Source organism: Peptoniphilus sp. (assembly GCF_034090345.1).
Taxonomy (GTDB): Bacteria; Bacillota; Clostridia; order Tissierellales; family Peptoniphilaceae; genus Peptoniphilus.
The window spans coordinates 1-17703 of sequence record NZ_JAXDSS010000113.1; the positions used below are offsets into that span (position 1 = coordinate 1).

A 17703-nucleotide genomic window follows, 5' to 3' on the forward strand; every position below is an offset into this window, starting at 1 on the left:
ATAAATGCAGATAGAATACTACAGGAATTAGGAAAACTGGGTTTTGTAAATATAGCTGATGTAGTAGATTTAGAGACGGGAAAAGTAAAAGACAGTGCATCTGATGAAGACTTAGCTTGTATCCAATCTATAAAAATAAAGCCAACTGAATGGGGCACAGAGAGAGAAGTTAAGTTTTACGATAAAAAATCTACTCTTGAATTAATGGGCAAGCATCTAGGCATGTGGACTGATAAATTGGAAATCAAAGCTGAAAGTGTTGTGATTGTAGATGACATCGAAGATTAAACTATCTGAAATAATACTGCCTAATTTTAGAAGTATCCACAAAGAGATAAAAGCTAATAACTATTTAAAATATGTATTCAAAGGCGGCAGAGGTTCGGGGAAATCTTCTAATATAGGCATAGAACTCATTTTAGATATAGTAGCAAATCCAATAACTATTCTTTGCGTAAGAAAAGTTGGAAACACTCTTCAAGAATCTTGCTATGAACAGTTAAAAGAGGCAATAAGTATATTAAACCTTGAGCCTTATTTTAAATTTAATTTAAGCCCTTTAAAGATAACATATACACCGCGTGGTAATTCAATAATTTTTAGGGGCGCTGATGACCCGGCAAAGATAAAATCTATTAAGGTGGCAAAGTTTCCTATAGCAAGATTATGGATAGAAGAACTTGCTGAATTTAAAACAGAAGATGAAGTATCTATGATTGAAAATTCTGTTTTAAGAGCTGAACTTGCGGATGGGTTAAAATATAAGTTTTTTTATTCTTATAATCCGCCTAAAAGAAAACAGTCTTGGGTTAATAAGAGGTACGAGACTCAATTTATACCAAAGAATACTATAGTACATCGTTCAACATATTTGGATAATACTTTTATTTCAAAAGATTTTATTGATGAGGCAGAACATGTCAAAAAAACTAAACCAAATAAATATGAATGGGAATATTTAGGCAAGCCAATAGGGAGTGGTGTTGTGCCATTTGATAATTTAATTTTTAGAGAGATTAGCACTAAAGAGTTACTTTCATTTGACAATATAAGACAAGGTATTGACTGGGGATATGCTAATGACCCTTTGCATTTTATGAGACTTCATTATGACAAGATGAGAAGAAAAATTTATATATTTGGGGAGATACACGAGGTTAAACTCTCTAATAGAAATGCAGCTGTTAAGATAAAAGAAAATGGTTGGAATGATACAAAAATATTTGCTGATAGTGCTGAGCCAAAGTCAATAGATGAGATGTGGGAATATGGGTTAAAAGTGTACGGAGCTTCTAAGGGGCCGGGTTCAGTTGAATTTGGTGAAAAGTGGCTTGATGATTTAGAGGAGATAATAATAGATCCTGTAAGATGTCCTAATACTGCAAGAGAATTTGAAAATATAGATTACCAAGTAGATAAAGATGGTAACACAAAAAATAAACTGGAAGATAAAGATAACCATTCAATTGACGGTTGCAGATATGCACTTACAGAAGATATGAGGGGCAACTTAGTAGGATTTTAGGTGGTGAGAATTTGGATTTAAGTAAATTAACAGAGGAACAGATTAAAAAGTTTGTAGAGATTAATATATTAGCTCATGATATTATAAAACAAGAAATGCAAATAGGGATAGATTATTACAATTATGGCCAAGCTATTGATGAAAAGATAAGGGCTACGATAGGTAAAGACGGAAGGTTAGTAAGAATTAAAGCTCTACCAAATACTATTATAAAAGATAATCAGTATGCACGTGCGGTAGACCAAAAAATCAATTATCTATTATCAGACAAGCCAAACATGGATTCAGATGATGAGACAGTGGTAAATTTTATAAATGAGTTTATTGATAATAGGTTTATGAGAACTATAAATAATTTAGCAGCTGATTCATTTAATACAGGAATAGGTTGGCTATATTTATTTACTGATGGGAAAGATGTTAAATTTAAAAGATTAGATCCATTGAGTGTAATTCCTGTGTGGAAAGATGATAATCATGACAGCTTAGAGGCTGTCATTTTGTTTGTATCAAAAGAGGAATTTAACGGTAATACAATAAAGAAGAAAGAGTATGTTTATTTCTACACTCAAGATAAGATAAGAGTATATTCTTTTGAAAATGGACATTTAGAGTATTTAACGGATGAGCCGTATTTGGAAAAGAACGGATTAAGTTATAGTTACAAGAAACTACCTTTTGTGTATTTTAAGCAGCCTAATGAGTTAACTTTAATTAAAAAAGTTAAGTGTTTACAGGATGCATTGAATTTACTGCTTAGCAACTATGCTGATAATATGTTTGAAAATCCTATGAATACTATCTTAATTCTTAAAAATTATGAGGGTGAAGATTTAGGGGAATTTAGAGAGAATTTAGCACAGTATAGAACTGTTAAAGTTAGAACGGCAGATGGAAGCCAAGGCGGAGTAGATACTCTTGAAGTTACGGTTAATTCAGAGAATTATAAAGTTATCATTGAGCTTATAAAGAAAGCTATTGCACATAATGCCAGAAGTCTATATCTAGACAATGAAAGGTCGTATAATGCCCCAAATACTTTAAATATTAAGGCTATGTATTCTGATATGGAGCTGGATGCTAACAAACTAGAGTTAGAGTTTACAGCAAGTTTTGATTATATGTTTGAATTTATAGGTATAGTTAAGAATGTTAATTTTAAAGGAGTAGACATTAAATTCAAGCGAAACATAATGGTAAATGATGAGTCTACTGTTGAGATGATTAAAAATAGTATTGGAATTATATCAAATGAAACTTTAGTTTCTAATCATCCTTTTGTAACTGATAAGGATGAAGAGTTGGAACGAATAAAAAAAGAAAGAGATGAGAAAATTAAACTTTATGATGATTATCCTGACTTAGGTGGTGAAGCACGTGCGAATGGATTGGGAGAAAAGAATAGAAAAGCTTAACGAGAATGTGTTTAGAGAGTCTGAAGAATATGTTAAAGGAATACGAAAGATTTATGATTTTGAAGTAAATAAAATACAGGATAAAATTTATAATCACTTGACTAAGCTACAAGCTGAAGCAGGTGGTATTTCTTTATTCGAAGCTAAAAAAATGCTAAATGACAAAGAGTTGAGTTTATTTAAAATGGACCTGGATGAGTTTATGAAAAAGTCTAAGGGAAGTATAACTCCTGAAATAGAAAGAGAGCTAGACATCATTTCTCACAGAGTGAGGATATCAAGGCTTCAAGCTATGGAGTTAGAGCTTAAGAAGACTGTTGCCAATCTAATGTCCAAGGAAGATAAAGGATTATTTAATCATTTAGGAAAGACTTACGAGAAGAGATATTATAATGAATTGTATGAGCTTCATAGGATAGTTGGTTATTCAAATTTTCAAAGTATTGATAAAGGTACTCTAAAAACTATACTAAAAACACCATGGACAAGTGATGGGAATGAATTTTCAAATAGAATTTGGGAAAGGGGCAATAAGCTTGTTAATTCTTTAAAAGATAATTTAACAAGAGATATCATAAGAGGAACATCTCCGGATGAATCAATAAAAAACATTGCCAAAGAGTTTGAAACCTCTAAATATAATGCTGTTAGGCTTGTGATGACTGAAACTGCTGCTATTAATTCAAAAGCTGTTCAAGATTCATATAAAAAGTTAGGTGTTGAAAAATATGAAATAATAGCAACTTTAGATTTAAAAACAAGTCAAATTTGTAGAGATATGGATGGCAGAGTATTTGAGTATAAAGATTATAAAATAGGCATAACTGCTCCACCTTTTCACCCTAATTGCAGAACAACTACTGTTCCTTATTTTGATGATATAGATGATGAAACTAGGATGATGAGAAATCCTGAAACTGGAAAATCTGAAAGAATAGAAAAGCTTAGCTATGGCGAATGGTATGAAAAATATGTTGATGTAAGCAGTGAAAAAGAGTATACTAATAGTAAACAAATGTTCGATAATGTTTTTAAAACAACTATATTTAAAAAATATTCAGAGTTTGTAGAATTTTATGGTCAAGATAAACTTGATGAATTTGAATGGTCAGTTAATGCTGAAGAAGCTGAAAGTATAGCTTATTATTCACATAGAGGGGACAAAACAATAAATTCTATTTTGAGAAGTGGAAAGATAAAATGTGAAATTGAAAGACATATAAAAAATATAGACAATGTAATATCCAACTTTGATTTACCGGATAAAATATCAGTATATAGAGGAAGCGACTTAGATTTCTTATATAAAAAGTTTGGTACTAACAATATACAAGAGTTTATAGGTAAAAGTTATATAGATAAAGGATATGTAAGTACCTCGATAATTTTAGAAAAAGCTTTCTGTGAGAAAGAAGCTATGTTTGAGATATATATTCCAAAAGGAAAAGGTATTGGAGCTATGATTAGTAGTTTTAGTAATCATTTTGATGAATATGAATTCTTATTAAAAAGAGATTTAGAATTTAAAATACTTGATGTAAAAGAAACGGGGCTTATAGTGAATAATAGAACTATGCCATTGCTTATTATGGAGGTTAAAAATGTTTAAGTTTGATGAAAAAGACTTTAAAAAGTATTTAGAGGCAAGTAATTTTTTTAAAAAATATAGTCCAAATAAATTGTTAAATGCTCATGATATAGAATTAAATAAAATATTTTATGAAGATTATGGATACTATGCCCCTATAGGAGACTTTAGAGATTTATTAAAAGGAATAGAGGTTAAGATAGAAAGATTTGAGCCTCTTAAATATTATACACCAAGAGAATATAGTTTTAATGAATATTGTGAATATGTTGAAAGAAGATTCCATTATAATAAAAAAACAAAGATGAGAGATTTTTCTGTTAGATCGGCTAAAGAATGTTTTGAGAAATATCAAAGATTTATAGAGGGTACTCCAGCTGACTCTATGGATGAACATGCGGAATTGCACAGAATGCAAGAAAAAGTTAAAAAAGAAGATTTTTATAATTGGTGAAAAGTATGAAAAGAACATTATTAAGAATATTAAAAGCTAAAAAAGCTAAGTTATATAGGGTAAGAGACGGACAAAGGGATTTTGAATTTATTGAAAATATAGAAATTCATTTGTATGAAGAAGAAAATAGAGTGCCTAGGCTTGGGAACAAAGAACCATTAAAAATTAATAATAGGGTGTCTATTGTTATAACTGAACCATTGGACGAACCATTTAGATATGGAGATGGTTTTTCTTTAGAGCTAGATTTAAAGAGAAATGATGGAATTTTTGAGCGTGTTTTTATTCATAACATTGAACCGATAAATATTAATGTTAATGGAAATTGGGAATTTGAAATGGATCATGATTCTTTGAATTGGGTGAGATTTTTATAAGTGATAATATGACTAAAAATGATTATTTTACAATATATTCTTTATCGCAAGAAGATATAAATAAATTGAAAGAGTCAATTAAAAATATATTTTATATAGATTAAAATTTAATAAGTTTTTAAGAGAGGGAAACCTCTCTTTTTTAGTGGTTGTAAATTAATAGTTTGTGACCACTTTTATATTGTCTTGGAATGACGTAAAACTTAGCCAACCTGTGAGACTGTAACACTCGTAAAAAAACGTAAGGAGGAAGTTAATGAAGAGAGAGTTTTTAGAGGGATTAGGTTTAGATAAAGATGCAATTGATAAGATTATGGCAGAAAATGGTAATGATATTAATGCTGAAAAGGCAAAAGCTATAGCCAAGGATGAAGAGATTAAAACTCTTCAAGAACAGATTAGTGTTGCGAATAAAGAGATTAAATCTTATAAAGATATGAATATAGAGGATATTCAAAAGTCTGTTGAAACTTGGAAGGCTACTGCTAAGGAGCATGAAAAGGCGCTTACTAATTTAAAGAATGATACTGCTTTAAAAGAGGCTATAAGAACTTATGGGTCTTTGGATGATGATGTGTTGATGAAGTTAATCAACAAAGAAAATATAAAGTTCAATGACGATGGTATAAGTGGACTTAAGGAGCAGGTTGAAGCTTTAAAAGAATCTAAGCCTTATCTTTTCAAAGACGATAGTAATAATGGTAGTGATAATAGATTTAATGCACATGAGCCTCCAACTCCTGAGGGGGGCGGAGCTAGTGCTATGGAATCTACGATAGCAAGTATATTTAGTAATTAAAAAAGGAGAGTAAATTATGGCAATTAACACAATTGAGTATTCAAAATTGATGATGAAACAATTAGATCAACAAGTGGTACAGGGGCTTACAAGTGGATGGATGGAAGCTAATGCGGGCCAAGTTATTTATAATGGTGGGGATGAAGTTAAGATTCCAAATATGTCTACTGTTGGTCTTGGAAATTATGATAGGGACAATGGATTTGTTCAAGGTGGAGTAACTCTTAAGTGGGATACTTATAAAATGACTCAAGATAGAGGTAGAACTTTTCAACTTGATTCTATGGATGTTGATGAGTCAGGGTTTGTTGCGACAAGTGCTAATGTAATTAAGATATTTCAAGCTGAGCATGTAATTCCGGAAATTGATGCTTATAGATATTCTAAAATTGCAACTATTGCTAAAAAAGCTAGTAAAACGGAGGAAATAACTATAACAGCTGATAACGCAATTTCAAAGATTAGAGAGCATATAAGAGCAATTCAAGATGTTATAGGGATTGATAGTAAACTTATTTTGACAATGCCATCTTCAATTCTTGCTCTTATTGAGGATTCTCCTAAAGTGAGTAAGTCTATTAATGTTGCTGATTTTAAGCAAGGTGGGTTGAATTTTAAGGTAAAGACTATTGATGAGCATGTTATAAGGGTTGTACCATCGGCAAGATTAAAAACATTATATGATGTTAATGACGGTAAAACAGGAGGACAAGAGGCAGGTGGATTAAAGCCTAATAGTGAAGCTAAAGATATAAACTGGATTATAACTCCTCAAAATGTTCCTATTGCAATAAATAAGACTGATAAGCTAAGAGTGTTTACTCCTGATGTGAACCAAAAGGCGGATGCATGGAAGATTGATTTTAGAAAGTATCATGATTTATGGATTAAGAAACATAAAGAAAACCAAATTTTTGTTTGTACCGCTGAATAATAAGGGGGAAGATGATGAAACTTAGATTAGATAATTTAATTTATACAACTACAGATGTAGGGAAAATAGAACAGCTTGAAAGTTTAGGGGCTGTAGTTATTGAAGATGATTCAAAGGCGGCTAAGGTTGTTAATGGAACTGTTATAGAAGAGAATTCTAATTTGAAAAATTTAACTGTTTCTGAGTTAGAGGCTCTTATTGATGAAAAGGGCATTGATAGAAGTGGTGTTACCAAAAAGGCTGATTTAATAGCTCTTTTAGGGTAGGTGATTGGGTTGTTTGAAACTCTAAAACCTATGGATCCTTTTTTTGAGAGTATATATGCAAGTCAAATCCTTGATACTTTAAAGAAAACTGGATTTGAAAGTATTGACTCTGGTATAAATATTATTGCTTCTAATGAAGTTATGAGACTTAAGAATTTCTGTAATACTGAGTATGTGCCTGAAAGGTTATATTATCTGTTGTATGAAATGATTTTAGGGAGTTTTTTAGAAAATATGTATGTTTTGGGGAAACTTCCTGATGAGTTTGATATTGATAGTTTAGTTGGAAGGGTGCAACTTGGAGATACTTCTGTTGAGCTTAAGGGGTCAACAAATATTAATGATATGAGTGAGCAAAAACTTATGTACTGGATTGGACTTTTAAGGGGTAGATGGAAGAAAGAGGCGATAATATGCAGAAAGATAAGTTGGTAAAAAGGTATAGAAAAGCTATAGAAAACTTATACACTGGAGTGGCAAGTGTTGTTGTGAGAGAATCTGTTAAGAATCCTACAACTAAGGTTACTGAGTTTAAAGAGAAGACAGTTTATGAGAATATTGCTTGTAGATTGTCTTTTTCTTCTGCTAAGAATAATAAAGGAGAGTTTGTCACTGAGAGTGAAAGCGGCTTTACTCTTTTTATAGCTCCGGAAATAGATATTCCAATAAATTCTAAGATAACTGTTATTCAAAACGGATATACTTATAGTCTTATGAATGCAAGATTGAAGTCTTATTCTACGCACAATGAGTATTCTTGTGTAGAGTTTGTGAGGTGGGCATAGAATGAGTTTTGATATTAAGGAATTAGTGGCTTATAGGGACAAGTTAGTTTCTATAAGGGATAATCAAGATGTGATACTTGAGAAGGTTATTAAGGGTATTGCTGCAAGACTTTTAAGAACTGTTAAGTTAAATACTCCTGTAGGGCAGTATGATAAACCGGTATCTTTTATTGCATATAAAGGAACGGACAAGGAAACTTTGGTTAGTTTTACTCCTCATACAGGTAAGCTTGGCGGAACTTTAAGACGTGGGTGGTTTGTTGATGGCTATACTAATTCCGGAGGTTATTACACTATAAAGGTTGTTAATAATGTTGAGTATGCTCCGTATGTTGAAAATGGACATAGGATAAAGAGAGATGGGAAAACCGTAGGTTGGGTTCCCGGTGTTTTTATGCTAAAGATTTCTGAACAGAAGATTGAAAAGCAAATTGATAAGTTTGTTGAGAATGAATTAAGGAAGGTGCTTGGATGATTAAGTTATTACAAGCGGTTGTGAATAGACTAGATGAGCTATTTCCTGAAACAAATATATATATTAAGGACACAGAGCAAGGTTTGATTGAGCCTTGCTTTTTTGTGCAGATTGTAAATACGGATATTAGTTTGGAGTTTCAAAGAAGGTATAGGGTGGATAGTCTTATAAATATTGTTTATTTAAATCAAAATGCTACTGCTTATATCAAAGAGGAAGTTGGGCAGAGGCTTATTTATGGAATGAGGAATATTAGACTTGAAACTGGTGGTGTTTATGGATTTGATGCTTCTGTTAAAAATACTGATTTTGAGGTGAATTTTACAATCAATTATAGGTACAACACTAAGGAATTTGTTGAAAAAGACCCGTATATGATGAGGATAGAAAATATTATTCATTATGAAGATGAAAAGCCATATAAAGAGGCTACTCAAAAAGATAACCCCGGCATGTGGGAAAGTGATTTACCTAAAGAGAGTAGAGGAGTTATTCCGGAGAAAAATATAAGGAATAATGGCAAATTAGATGAAGAAGATTTGATGTTTAAGAAGGAGATTAATTTATATGTCAAGGACTAAAAATGTTCCTAAATTAGAATTGGAAGATGCCAAGTATTCTAAAGATTCAATTTTAAGGGCGGAAAGGTTAGATTGGAACAAAGATTTATTAAAAGTCATTTTAGATGACGATAAAGAATATACTCTTGATGAAGTTGAAACATTAGTCAAAGAGTTTAATAGTAGGGAGGTAAAATAATGGCTTATGGAGCATTAGGGGGAGGTACTTTTTTAGTACAAAACAAGATATTACCAGGAGCATATATAAATTATGTTTCGGTTGAAAGAGCTTCTAACACTTTTTCAGACAGAGGGTATGCAACTATTGGTCTGGAACTTGATTGGGGAAAGACCGGGGAAATTATCACTATTGAGCCTCAAGATTTACAAAATGATTCTCTTGAGCTTTTGGGATATTCTTATGTGCATGAGAAGATGAAACCTTTAAGAGACTTAATGAGTGGGGCTAAAACTTTATATCTTTATAGACTAAATGATGAGGGGGGAGCAAAAGCAACTGCAACTATTGGACAATTAAAGGTTACTGCTAAGCACAATGGAATTCGAGGTAATGACATCATGATAATCATTGAAAAGGATGTTGATACAAAGAATGCTTTTGTAATTACTACTAAGATGGGTGATGCAACTGTTGCTGAACAACTTGTTAAGGACTTAAAAAACATAGAAGGAAATTCTGTAGTTGATTTTAGTTTTGATGGAGAATCTTTGGAAATTACTTCAGGGACTAAATTGACCGGCGGTGAAAATGGCAAGGTTGTTGGCAAGTCTCATTCAAGATATTTAGAAGAGATAGAAAAGTATGATTTTAATGTAATTGGTTATGCCGGGACTGATGATGATGTAAAGCTTCTATATAAAGAATTTACAAGAAGAATGAGAGAGGATGAAGGGATAAAATTCCAGTGTGTTGTTTATAAAAACAATAAAACTAAATCTAATTATAAAGGGCTTATAAATGTGTTTAATAGGGTTTTAGATGAGGATAATGAGGCTGCAGCAGTTTATTGGGTTGTCGGCAATGAATCGGGATGTAATGTGAATGCTTCAATTACTAATAAATTATATTCAGGAGAATATAAAATTGATACTAAGCTTAAAAAGCGCGAACTTGAACAGGCTGTAAAGGACGGCTATTTTGTATTTTATGAAAGAAATAAAGAAGTTAGAGTTCTTGAGGATGTCAATTCGTTTACTGAGTTTACTTTGGCGCAAAATGTTGATTTTTCTAAGAATCAAGTTATTAGGGTGTTAGATCAAAGGGCTATAGATGGTGCTAAGATTTTTAACAAGCAATTCTTGGGTAAGGTTCAGAACAATGAAGACGGCAGAATTGGTTATTGGAATGAACTTGTTAAGCACGCAGAGACTTTAACTGAATTAGGGGCTATTGAAAATTATGAGTCTTCTGATACAACTGTTGAGAAAGGTCATGAAAAGGATGCTGTTGTTGTACATGATTATTTGCTTCCTGTAATGGCTATGCAAAAACTTTATCAAACAATTCACGTGAGATAGAAAGGAGATATAGATGTCAAATATTAATCAACCAATTATGCACGCAAGAGAGCCGCTTCACGGGGCTGAAGGTGCTGCTTATGCAACTATAGAAGGTAGCAGATATTTACTTTTCCAGCTTAAGAATTTTGAGGGCAATTGGGAAAAAGGCAAGAGTGAAATACCAAGGCTTGGTACCAGAAAGAAGGGTAACAGGTCAAATACTTTATCGGGTAAATGGTCTGCTGATTTATATTACAATACTGATGTTTTTAGAAAACTTATAATGGTGTATGCTAAAACCGGAAGGGATATTTATTTTGATATTCAAATCACGAATGACGACCCTAATTCTAACGCGGGCAGACATACTGCTATTTTTAGGGATTGTAATATTGACGGAGCAGTTATGGCCAAACTGGATATAACTGCTGATACTTTAGAGGAAAAGATTTCAGGAACGTTTGAAGATTGTGATATGCCTGAAGAGTTTAATGTTTTAGAAGGGATGATATAAGATGAGTTTAACCGGTTTTTTTAAAGAAAATGTTGTTTCTGCATTTAATGAAAAACAAATTGTTGTCAGCGACAGGTTTAAAGATGAAAATGGAGAGGTTCTAAAGTGGACTATTAAACCAATGAAAGCAAGTCAAATTTTAGAGGCTTCTGATAATGCTGTTGTAACTAGGGGAAGAACTGCAGAGTTTAAATCTTCTCAATATTTTTTAGGGATAGTTATAAACAGTGTTGTTTATCCTGATTTAAATAATGCTGAGTTACAAGATTCTTATGGAGTAATGGATTCGTACTCTCTTATAAATGCTATGTTAAATGCTGAGGAGTTTCAAAGACTTCAAACTGAATGTAACAAGATAAATGGCTTAGATAAAACTTTTGAAGATTTAAAGGATGAGGTAAAAAACTAATTAGGGAGGATTTGGAAACCTCCCTTTCTTATTATGTTTTTGTGGCTACAGAATATAAAATAAGACCAACTGAATTTATAAAAATGAGTAAGGCGGAGCAGGCCATGTATGTTGCTATGCTTGAGAAGTATGCTGAAGATACGAAAAGAGGTGAGAGTTAATGGGTTTAATTGAGTCTACAATTGCTTTACAAAACAGAATGACTCCTGTTTTAAACAATGTTATTAATTCAATGAATATTGTTATTGCAAGTGCAAATAAAATTGAAAATGCAACGGACAATATGTTCAATGTTGAGGATTTAAGATCTGCAAAAAAAGCTCTTGATGATGCAGAATTTCAATTAAGAGATATTGAAAATAATACTAATAGAGCAAAGAATGCACAGGATGAGTATAATAAATCAATTAATGTCGGTGTAAAGGGAGCTAATAAATTATCGGGGGCTATTAAGACAGTTGTTGCGACTTATGTATCTATGGCAGGAATGAAGTTATTAGGTGGATTGTCTGATGAGTTAGTTTCTGCTAAGGGAAGGCTTAGTGCTTTGGCTGAGTCTCAAGAAGAATTTATAAAAGCTCAAGAATTGATTTATGAGTCGGCTCAAAAGACGGGGTCTATATATATTGACCAACTAAATACAGTGGCTAAGCTAGGTGGCCAAGCTAAGGAGGCTTTTGGTAGTTTAGAGGAAGTAATTAAATTTCAAGAGTCTATTAATATGATTTTTGCAACTGCCGGAACCGGTGTGAACGAGGCTAAAAATGCTTCTATACAATTGACTCAAGCTCTCTCTTCAGGTGTTCTTCGTGGTGATGAACTCAACTCCATTTTTGAACAATCTCCTCAATTGATAAGATACATTGCTGAGTATTTAGGAGTTCCTATCGGGAAGATTAGAGAGCTTGCAAGTGAGGGTAAACTCTCTGCAGATGTTGTTAAGAATGCAATTTTTGCAAATTATGATGAAATCAACTCAGCTTTTGAAAATACTCCAAAGACCTGGGGAAGAATTTTTACCGAGATGAAAAACGAGGCTGTATCAAAGCTTGAGCCGGTGCTTGTTCGTTTAAATGAGTTTGCCAATAGTGAAGATTTTATGATATTTAGACAAAATGCAATGGAAAATTTAGGGATTGTTTTAAATGGATTGGGATGGATTATAGAGAAATCTATTCTACTTGCTAATACTATATCTGACAATTGGGGTTTTATTGAATCTACTTTATATGGGATTGCGGCCGCTTATGGTGCTTGGACTGTCGCTACAACGATTCAAACTGTTGCTCAAAATGGATTAAATATGGCAATTTTAGCTAATCCAATTTTTTGGTTTGCTGCCGGGATTGGAATTATTATTATGTTTTTAGCTCGTTGGGTTAGGTCTGTTGGCGGTGTTCAAGTTGCACACTTGATATTAAAGGATAAGCTACTTTCTACTTATGAGGCTATTCAAATAGGTTTGTTGATGGTTCAAAATCACTTTGAAGAGTCTAGAATATATATTTCTGTAACAACAACTCGACTTGTTAATGGTATTTTAAATGGCTTGGGATATTTAAAGGTTCAAGGTTTAGGAATTATAGATTCATTTTTAAATGGAGCTATAAACGGAGTGAACCGTTTAATAAATTTTGCCAATAATATTCCGGGGATAGCTATTGAAACTGTTGAGCATGTAAGTTTTCAAGCCGATGCGGCTACTCAAGAGGCAGCAAAAAAAGCTGAAAGAGATAGTAAGTTAGAAGAGTTAAATAAACAGTACGAAAATATAAAGATTAAAAATCAAGCTGAAATTCAAGCTTTGGAAGATAAGAACAAAGCTAATCAAGCTCAGAGAAATAAAGATATTTTGGATTTAAAGGAGAAAAAATCAAATGAAAGGGAAAAAGCTTCTGATGGTTCAAATATGGCCAGTTCTAAGCCTGATTTTCTTTCTAATATACCAAGTGCTTCTGAGCTTTTAGAAATTAAAAATGCAGCTAAGGGTACTGAGAAAAACACTAAGGCTCTAAAAGATGGTATTGAAGTTAAGAATGAGGATATAAAATATTTAAGAGATTTAGCAGAGAGAAGGACCATACAAAACTTTTCTTTTGATAAGATTGAAGTTATTGCGAACAATACTTTTGGTGATGTTCACGAGACTGTGGATTTAGATGGTTGGGTTTCTGATTTAACTGATAAATTAGGAGAAGCAGTTTCTACAACTATGGGAGGTATTGCGGCTTATGAATAAAGGATATGATTTTTATATTGATGACTTACTACTTCCCATCACACCTGCAAAGATTAATACGAAAATAAAGAATAAAAATAAAGTTGTAACTCTGTTAAACGGCGAAGAATTAAATCTTTTAAAAAAGCCGGGATTAACAGAGTTTAATTTTGAATTTAGAGTTCCTTCTGATGAGTTTCCGAGTGTTAAAGCTTTTGTAAGTCCTCAAAGTGTACTTAATAAACTACAGGATTTAAAGGTTAATAAAAAAACTTTTCAATTCAAGATTTTGAGGAGTAAGTATCAAAGTAATCTCAATGATTCTATTAATAAATCTGTAACATTGGAAGATTATGAAATTTTAGAAGATGCTGAAAATGGCATGGATTTAATTATTTCTATTTTTTTAAAGCAGTATATTCCATTAAAAACAAAGATAATAAATGTAAATGCTGATAATAATTCAAAGTTGGAAGCGGGAGAAGGAAATGTTCCGATGAAAGCCAGAAGGCTTGATAATAGTTTGGCATCTAATGTTATTCATGGGATTAAAGAGAATGTGTCTAAATTTTTAGATACTGTTATGGGCGTAAAGAAATGAAAAAAGATAGATTTAAAGTGATTATTGACAATCAAGGAAAGGTTCAAGAGGTATTAATAGAGGGCATAATCCAAGTTACTTGGTCAAGAAATGGTGCTCCTGGTAAGATGACTTGTAATATTGTTAAGGATGAAAATTTGGATTATCAAGAGGGTAATCCTATAGCTTTTTATGTGGATGGAGAGGTTTTCTTTTATGGTTATGTTTTTTCTAAGTCAAGAGCAGGTGAGCAGGTAATAAGTACTACTTGTTATGACCAACTTAGGTATTTAAAGAATAAATCAACTTATCAGTATAAGGATTGGACTTATGGGGAGTTACTTAAAAATATTTGTGCTGATAGAAATCTTCAAGTGGGGGAAATTGATGACACAAAATTTAAGATTCCAGGAAGAATTGAAGTGGATAAAGAGTTTTGGGAGATTTTAAAGTTTGCAAGTGATATGACTACTGCAAGTACCGGTAAAATCTATGTTTTGTTTGATAAGGGTGGAAAGATTTATCTTAAAAACATTGAAAACATGAAGATTAAAGATGTCATTGATTATGATTGTACTGAGGATTTTATTTATGATACTTCTATTAATTCTAACAGTTACAATAGAGTCCACTTAAAGCTTTTAGATGACAATAAAAAGGAAATAAAGTCTGCAACTGCTGAGGATAAAGAATCTATAGCTAAGTGGGGTTTACTTTCTTATTCTGATATGACTAATAATGAGGAAGTTGATATTGAGGCTAAAGCAAAAGAATTATTGAAAATTTTCAATAGAAAACATAGAAGATTAAGGCTTAAAAATATAGTTGGTAGGCCTGATGTAAGGGGAGGCTCTTTAGTGCCTGTTCAAATGTTGGGGATTGGAGATATTGATATTAATTCTTTGATGATGGTTGATTATGTTACTCACAAGTTTTCTGAGGAACATCATTTTATGGATATTGAAGTGTTTAATAAGAATATTAGTCCGGAGATTGCGCCTCAAAAGATTGAACAAAAACAAAAAAGTTCATTTGATGGAAGTACAAAAGTACTCGGGAATTATGATGGCTCTAATGGAGTAGTTAAAGCTGCAAATTCTTATTTGGGTAAGCCTTATGTTTGGGGTGCAGCAAGTTCTAGTGCTGTTGATTGTAGTGGTCTTGTAATGCAAGCTTATAAGGCTAATGGAGTTAAGTTTCCTGATAGAATGACTTCACGTAGTTTGAGTTGTAATCCTAAGAGATATGGATTTGTTGAAATACCTTTAAAACAGGCAAACCCTGGGGATGTGATGTGGAACAAGGGACATGTTGCTATTATGTATGATGGTAAGAATGTAATTGAAGCTTCACAAACTAAGGGTAAGACTGTAATTCAAACAGCTTGGAATAGAAATAAAAACTTTACTCGTGCTTTTAGGTATGTTGGAGGATAATATGGGCGAATTTGATGCGAATAAATTAAAGGAAGTTATTTCTAATATAGCTGCCGATTATGTATCATCTCTTACATTTTCAAGTATAGTTCATGCTAAGCTTGAAAAATTAGTTCCTCTGACTTTTAAAAGGGATGATGATGTTGAACTTAAAGAAGAGTGGTTGGTTGTTCCAAAGTATAGGAAGTTTACTGAGGAAGAGATTGGCCATTCTTTTGTGTTTCAGTCTAATCAGGAGGGGCAAGTTTGGTACTATCTTTATGAGGCTTCAAGCCCTCAAGGCTCAAATGGAGTGGATTATTATTTTGATGGGACACATAAGTTAAAAGGTAGGGTTAAGTGTAATTTAAAGGGCAATTGTTCTGATGGTTCTACTACTTTAGTTACTGAGGGAACAATTGAGCTTTTTGAGGGAGAGATTATTGAAATTAAGCATGATAAGGGGATTAAAAAATGATACCTGAACAAAATGATATTAATTTAGCTATGCAATTGGGTTTGGAAGAAAAAGTTTCTCCTACTAAGACTTATAGAATGCATATTAATTCAGAAAGAATATATGGCAACATAGATGATAAAGAGGCTCTAAAACAGATGATTTATAAAAATTTAAATACTGAGTATGGGGTGCACTTAATTTATCCTACTTTTGGGATGCCTTTACAAGATTTATTTGGAAAGCCGAAAAACTTTGTCTATGTAGAGCTTATAAGAAGGATTGAGGAGTGCTTAATAAAAGATGACAGGGTAAATTCTGTTATTAATTTTAAGTATTTAAAAGATAAATCTTTAAGAGATGAATTAAGTATTTCTTTTACTGTTAATTCTGTCTATGGAGAAATTGAAATTGAAAATACGTGGAAGTTTGATTATGACAATATTTAAGTGAGGGGGTGTGTTATGGCTCAAAGAGAATATAAACCACAGTTTGATGAATTCTCAGCTGATTTTTTAAGAGAATGTTATCAAGAATTGATGAGTTTAGGGATAAGAGGGAAGGTTCTATTATCTATGATGCTATGGCTCCGGCTTCTGTTGAGCTTTCTTTGGTTTATATGACTTTAGATTGGATATTAAAAAATACTTTTGGAGATACTGCAGATAGAACAGGTCTTATTGCGATAGCTAAGGATAGAGCGTTAACTCCTTTTCCGGCAAATCAGGCAATAGTTAAAGGAGAGTTTAATGTAGAGCTACCAATTAATGCAAGATTTAATTTTGATAATCTTAATTTTATGGTTACTAAATTTTTAGAGTATAAAAAGAACTACTATTATTATGAGCTTATATGTGAAGAGTATGGAGAGGTAGGGAATGTGCCTCATGGGAAATTGATTCCTATAGACAGCATAAGAAATTTAAAGCATGCTTTTATAGTAGGAGTAATTAGACCAGGAGAAGAGGAGGAAGACACTGAAGATTTTAGAGAGAGATATTTTAGGCATATTAACACCAATGCTTATGGTGGGAATATTGATCAATACCTTGATTGGTGCCATAGTATTGAAGGTGTTGGAGGTGTTAAGGTATATCCGGTTTGGAATGGCGGTGGAACTGTAAAGATAGTTTTTACTGATTCTAAGTTTAATGCTCCAACTAAAGAGTTGGTTGAGAAGCTACAAGAAATTATAGATCCTGTGCCTAATCAGCAGAAAGGATATGGGATTGCTCCAATTGGACATCTGGTTACTGTCGAAGGGGTTAACAAGAGAGAAATTAAAATTTCTTTGAATGTGACTTTACAAAGTGGAGGTTCAAAAGATGGGCTAGATGAAAAGATTAAAAATTTATTAGAACCTTATTTTTTACAGATGAGAAAGGAATGGGAAAAAGAAAAGTCCACAATA

23 protein-coding genes are annotated in these 17703 nt (G+C 32.4%); all 23 read left to right on the forward strand.

Translation table 11 applies throughout. The features are described from left to right. A partial coding sequence (locus SOR77_RS08610; protein WP_320636703.1) for a terminase small subunit occupies positions 1–288 on the forward strand: 288 nt, incomplete at its 5' end. Next, the gene (locus tag SOR77_RS08615) at positions 272–1525 is read left to right on the forward strand and encodes a PBSX family phage terminase large subunit (RefSeq protein ID WP_320636704.1); all 1254 of its coding nucleotides are present in this window, start codon (positions 272–274) and stop codon (positions 1523–1525) included. The genes SOR77_RS08610 and SOR77_RS08615, both read left to right, overlap by 17 nt. An 11-nt stretch (positions 1526–1536) precedes the next feature. Further along, positions 1537–2940 carry a phage portal protein gene (locus tag SOR77_RS08620; protein WP_320636705.1) on the forward strand — a complete coding sequence of 468 codons (1404 nt, stop codon included), beginning with the start codon at positions 1537–1539 and terminating at the stop codon, positions 2938–2940. Beyond that, on the forward strand, positions 2909–4549 hold the full coding sequence (locus SOR77_RS08625; RefSeq protein ID WP_320636706.1) for a minor capsid protein: 1641 nt from the start codon (positions 2909–2911) through the stop codon (positions 4547–4549). The genes SOR77_RS08620 and SOR77_RS08625 overlap by 32 nt, the downstream gene beginning before the upstream one ends. Then, the gene (locus tag SOR77_RS08630) at positions 4542–4982 is read left to right on the forward strand and encodes a hypothetical protein (protein ID WP_084230646.1); all 441 of its coding nucleotides are present in this window, start codon (positions 4542–4544) and stop codon (positions 4980–4982) included. The genes SOR77_RS08625 and SOR77_RS08630 overlap by 8 nt, the downstream gene beginning before the upstream one ends. A gap of 5 nt (positions 4983–4987) precedes the next feature. Further along, the gene (locus SOR77_RS08635; protein ID WP_320636707.1) at positions 4988–5359 is read left to right on the forward strand and encodes a hypothetical protein; all 372 of its coding nucleotides are present in this window, start codon (positions 4988–4990) and stop codon (positions 5357–5359) included. A gap of 256 nt (positions 5360–5615) precedes the next feature. Next, complete coding sequence (locus SOR77_RS08640; RefSeq protein WP_004822501.1) at positions 5616–6158, forward strand: phage scaffolding protein; 543 nt, start codon at positions 5616–5618, stop codon at positions 6156–6158. 16 nt (positions 6159–6174) lie between these two features. Then, the gene (locus tag SOR77_RS08645) at positions 6175–7092 is read left to right on the forward strand and encodes a hypothetical protein (RefSeq protein WP_320636708.1); all 918 of its coding nucleotides are present in this window, start codon (positions 6175–6177) and stop codon (positions 7090–7092) included. A 14-nt stretch (positions 7093–7106) separates the two neighbouring features. Continuing rightward, positions 7107–7358, forward strand: a complete 252-nt coding sequence (locus SOR77_RS08650; RefSeq protein ID WP_040552892.1) for a hypothetical protein — start codon at positions 7107–7109, stop codon at positions 7356–7358. Beyond that, on the forward strand, positions 7359–7793 hold the full coding sequence (locus tag SOR77_RS08655; RefSeq protein ID WP_004822497.1) for a hypothetical protein: 435 nt from the start codon (positions 7359–7361) through the stop codon (positions 7791–7793). Next, on the forward strand, positions 7772–8143 hold the full coding sequence (locus SOR77_RS08660) for a hypothetical protein (protein WP_004822495.1): 372 nt from the start codon (positions 7772–7774) through the stop codon (positions 8141–8143). The genes SOR77_RS08655 and SOR77_RS08660 overlap by 22 nt, the downstream gene beginning before the upstream one ends. A 1-nt stretch (position 8144) precedes the next feature. Continuing rightward, positions 8145–8618 carry an HK97 gp10 family phage protein gene (locus SOR77_RS08665; protein ID WP_320636709.1) on the forward strand — a complete coding sequence of 158 codons (474 nt, stop codon included), beginning with the start codon at positions 8145–8147 and terminating at the stop codon, positions 8616–8618. After that, complete coding sequence (locus SOR77_RS08670; protein WP_320636710.1) at positions 8615–9199, forward strand: DUF6838 family protein; 585 nt, start codon at positions 8615–8617, stop codon at positions 9197–9199. The genes SOR77_RS08665 and SOR77_RS08670 overlap by 4 nt, the downstream gene beginning before the upstream one ends. After that, positions 9186–9377 carry a hypothetical protein gene (locus SOR77_RS08675; RefSeq protein WP_084230638.1) on the forward strand — a complete coding sequence of 64 codons (192 nt, stop codon included), beginning with the start codon at positions 9186–9188 and terminating at the stop codon, positions 9375–9377. The genes SOR77_RS08670 and SOR77_RS08675 overlap by 14 nt, the downstream gene beginning before the upstream one ends. Continuing rightward, positions 9377–10717 (forward strand): phage tail sheath subtilisin-like domain-containing protein, encoded by a 1341-nt coding sequence (locus tag SOR77_RS08680; protein ID WP_320636711.1) that lies wholly within the window; start codon positions 9377–9379, stop codon positions 10715–10717. The genes SOR77_RS08675 and SOR77_RS08680 overlap by 1 nt, the downstream gene beginning before the upstream one ends. 13 nt (positions 10718–10730) lie before the next feature. Further along, a complete protein-coding gene (locus tag SOR77_RS08685; RefSeq protein WP_004822486.1) occupies positions 10731–11213 on the forward strand; it encodes a phage tail tube protein in 483 nt (160 codons plus the stop codon). 1 nt (position 11214) lies between these two features. After that, positions 11215–11622 (forward strand): phage tail assembly chaperone, encoded by a 408-nt coding sequence (locus tag SOR77_RS08690; protein WP_320636712.1) that lies wholly within the window; start codon positions 11215–11217, stop codon positions 11620–11622. 160 nt (positions 11623–11782) lie between these two features. Continuing rightward, positions 11783–13861, forward strand: a complete 2079-nt coding sequence (locus SOR77_RS08695; RefSeq protein WP_320636713.1) for a tape measure protein — start codon at positions 11783–11785, stop codon at positions 13859–13861. Beyond that, complete coding sequence (locus tag SOR77_RS08700; RefSeq protein ID WP_320636714.1) at positions 13854–14441, forward strand: hypothetical protein; 588 nt, start codon at positions 13854–13856, stop codon at positions 14439–14441. Before SOR77_RS08695 ends, SOR77_RS08700 begins: the two co-directional genes overlap by 8 nt. Beyond that, positions 14438–15856 carry a C40 family peptidase gene (locus SOR77_RS08705; protein WP_320636715.1) on the forward strand — a complete coding sequence of 473 codons (1419 nt, stop codon included), beginning with the start codon at positions 14438–14440 and terminating at the stop codon, positions 15854–15856. The genes SOR77_RS08700 and SOR77_RS08705 overlap by 4 nt, the downstream gene beginning before the upstream one ends. 1 nt (position 15857) lies before the next feature. Then, complete coding sequence (locus tag SOR77_RS08710) at positions 15858–16313, forward strand: hypothetical protein (protein WP_320636716.1); 456 nt, start codon at positions 15858–15860, stop codon at positions 16311–16313. Then, a complete protein-coding gene (locus SOR77_RS08715; RefSeq protein WP_320636717.1) occupies positions 16310–16741 on the forward strand; it encodes a DUF2634 domain-containing protein in 432 nt (143 codons plus the stop codon). The genes SOR77_RS08710 and SOR77_RS08715 overlap by 4 nt, the downstream gene beginning before the upstream one ends. Positions 16742–16815: 74 nt before the next feature. Further along, positions 16816–17703, forward strand: an 888-nt coding sequence (locus SOR77_RS08720) for a baseplate J/gp47 family protein (protein WP_320636718.1), incomplete at its 3' end; no start/stop codon positions are given.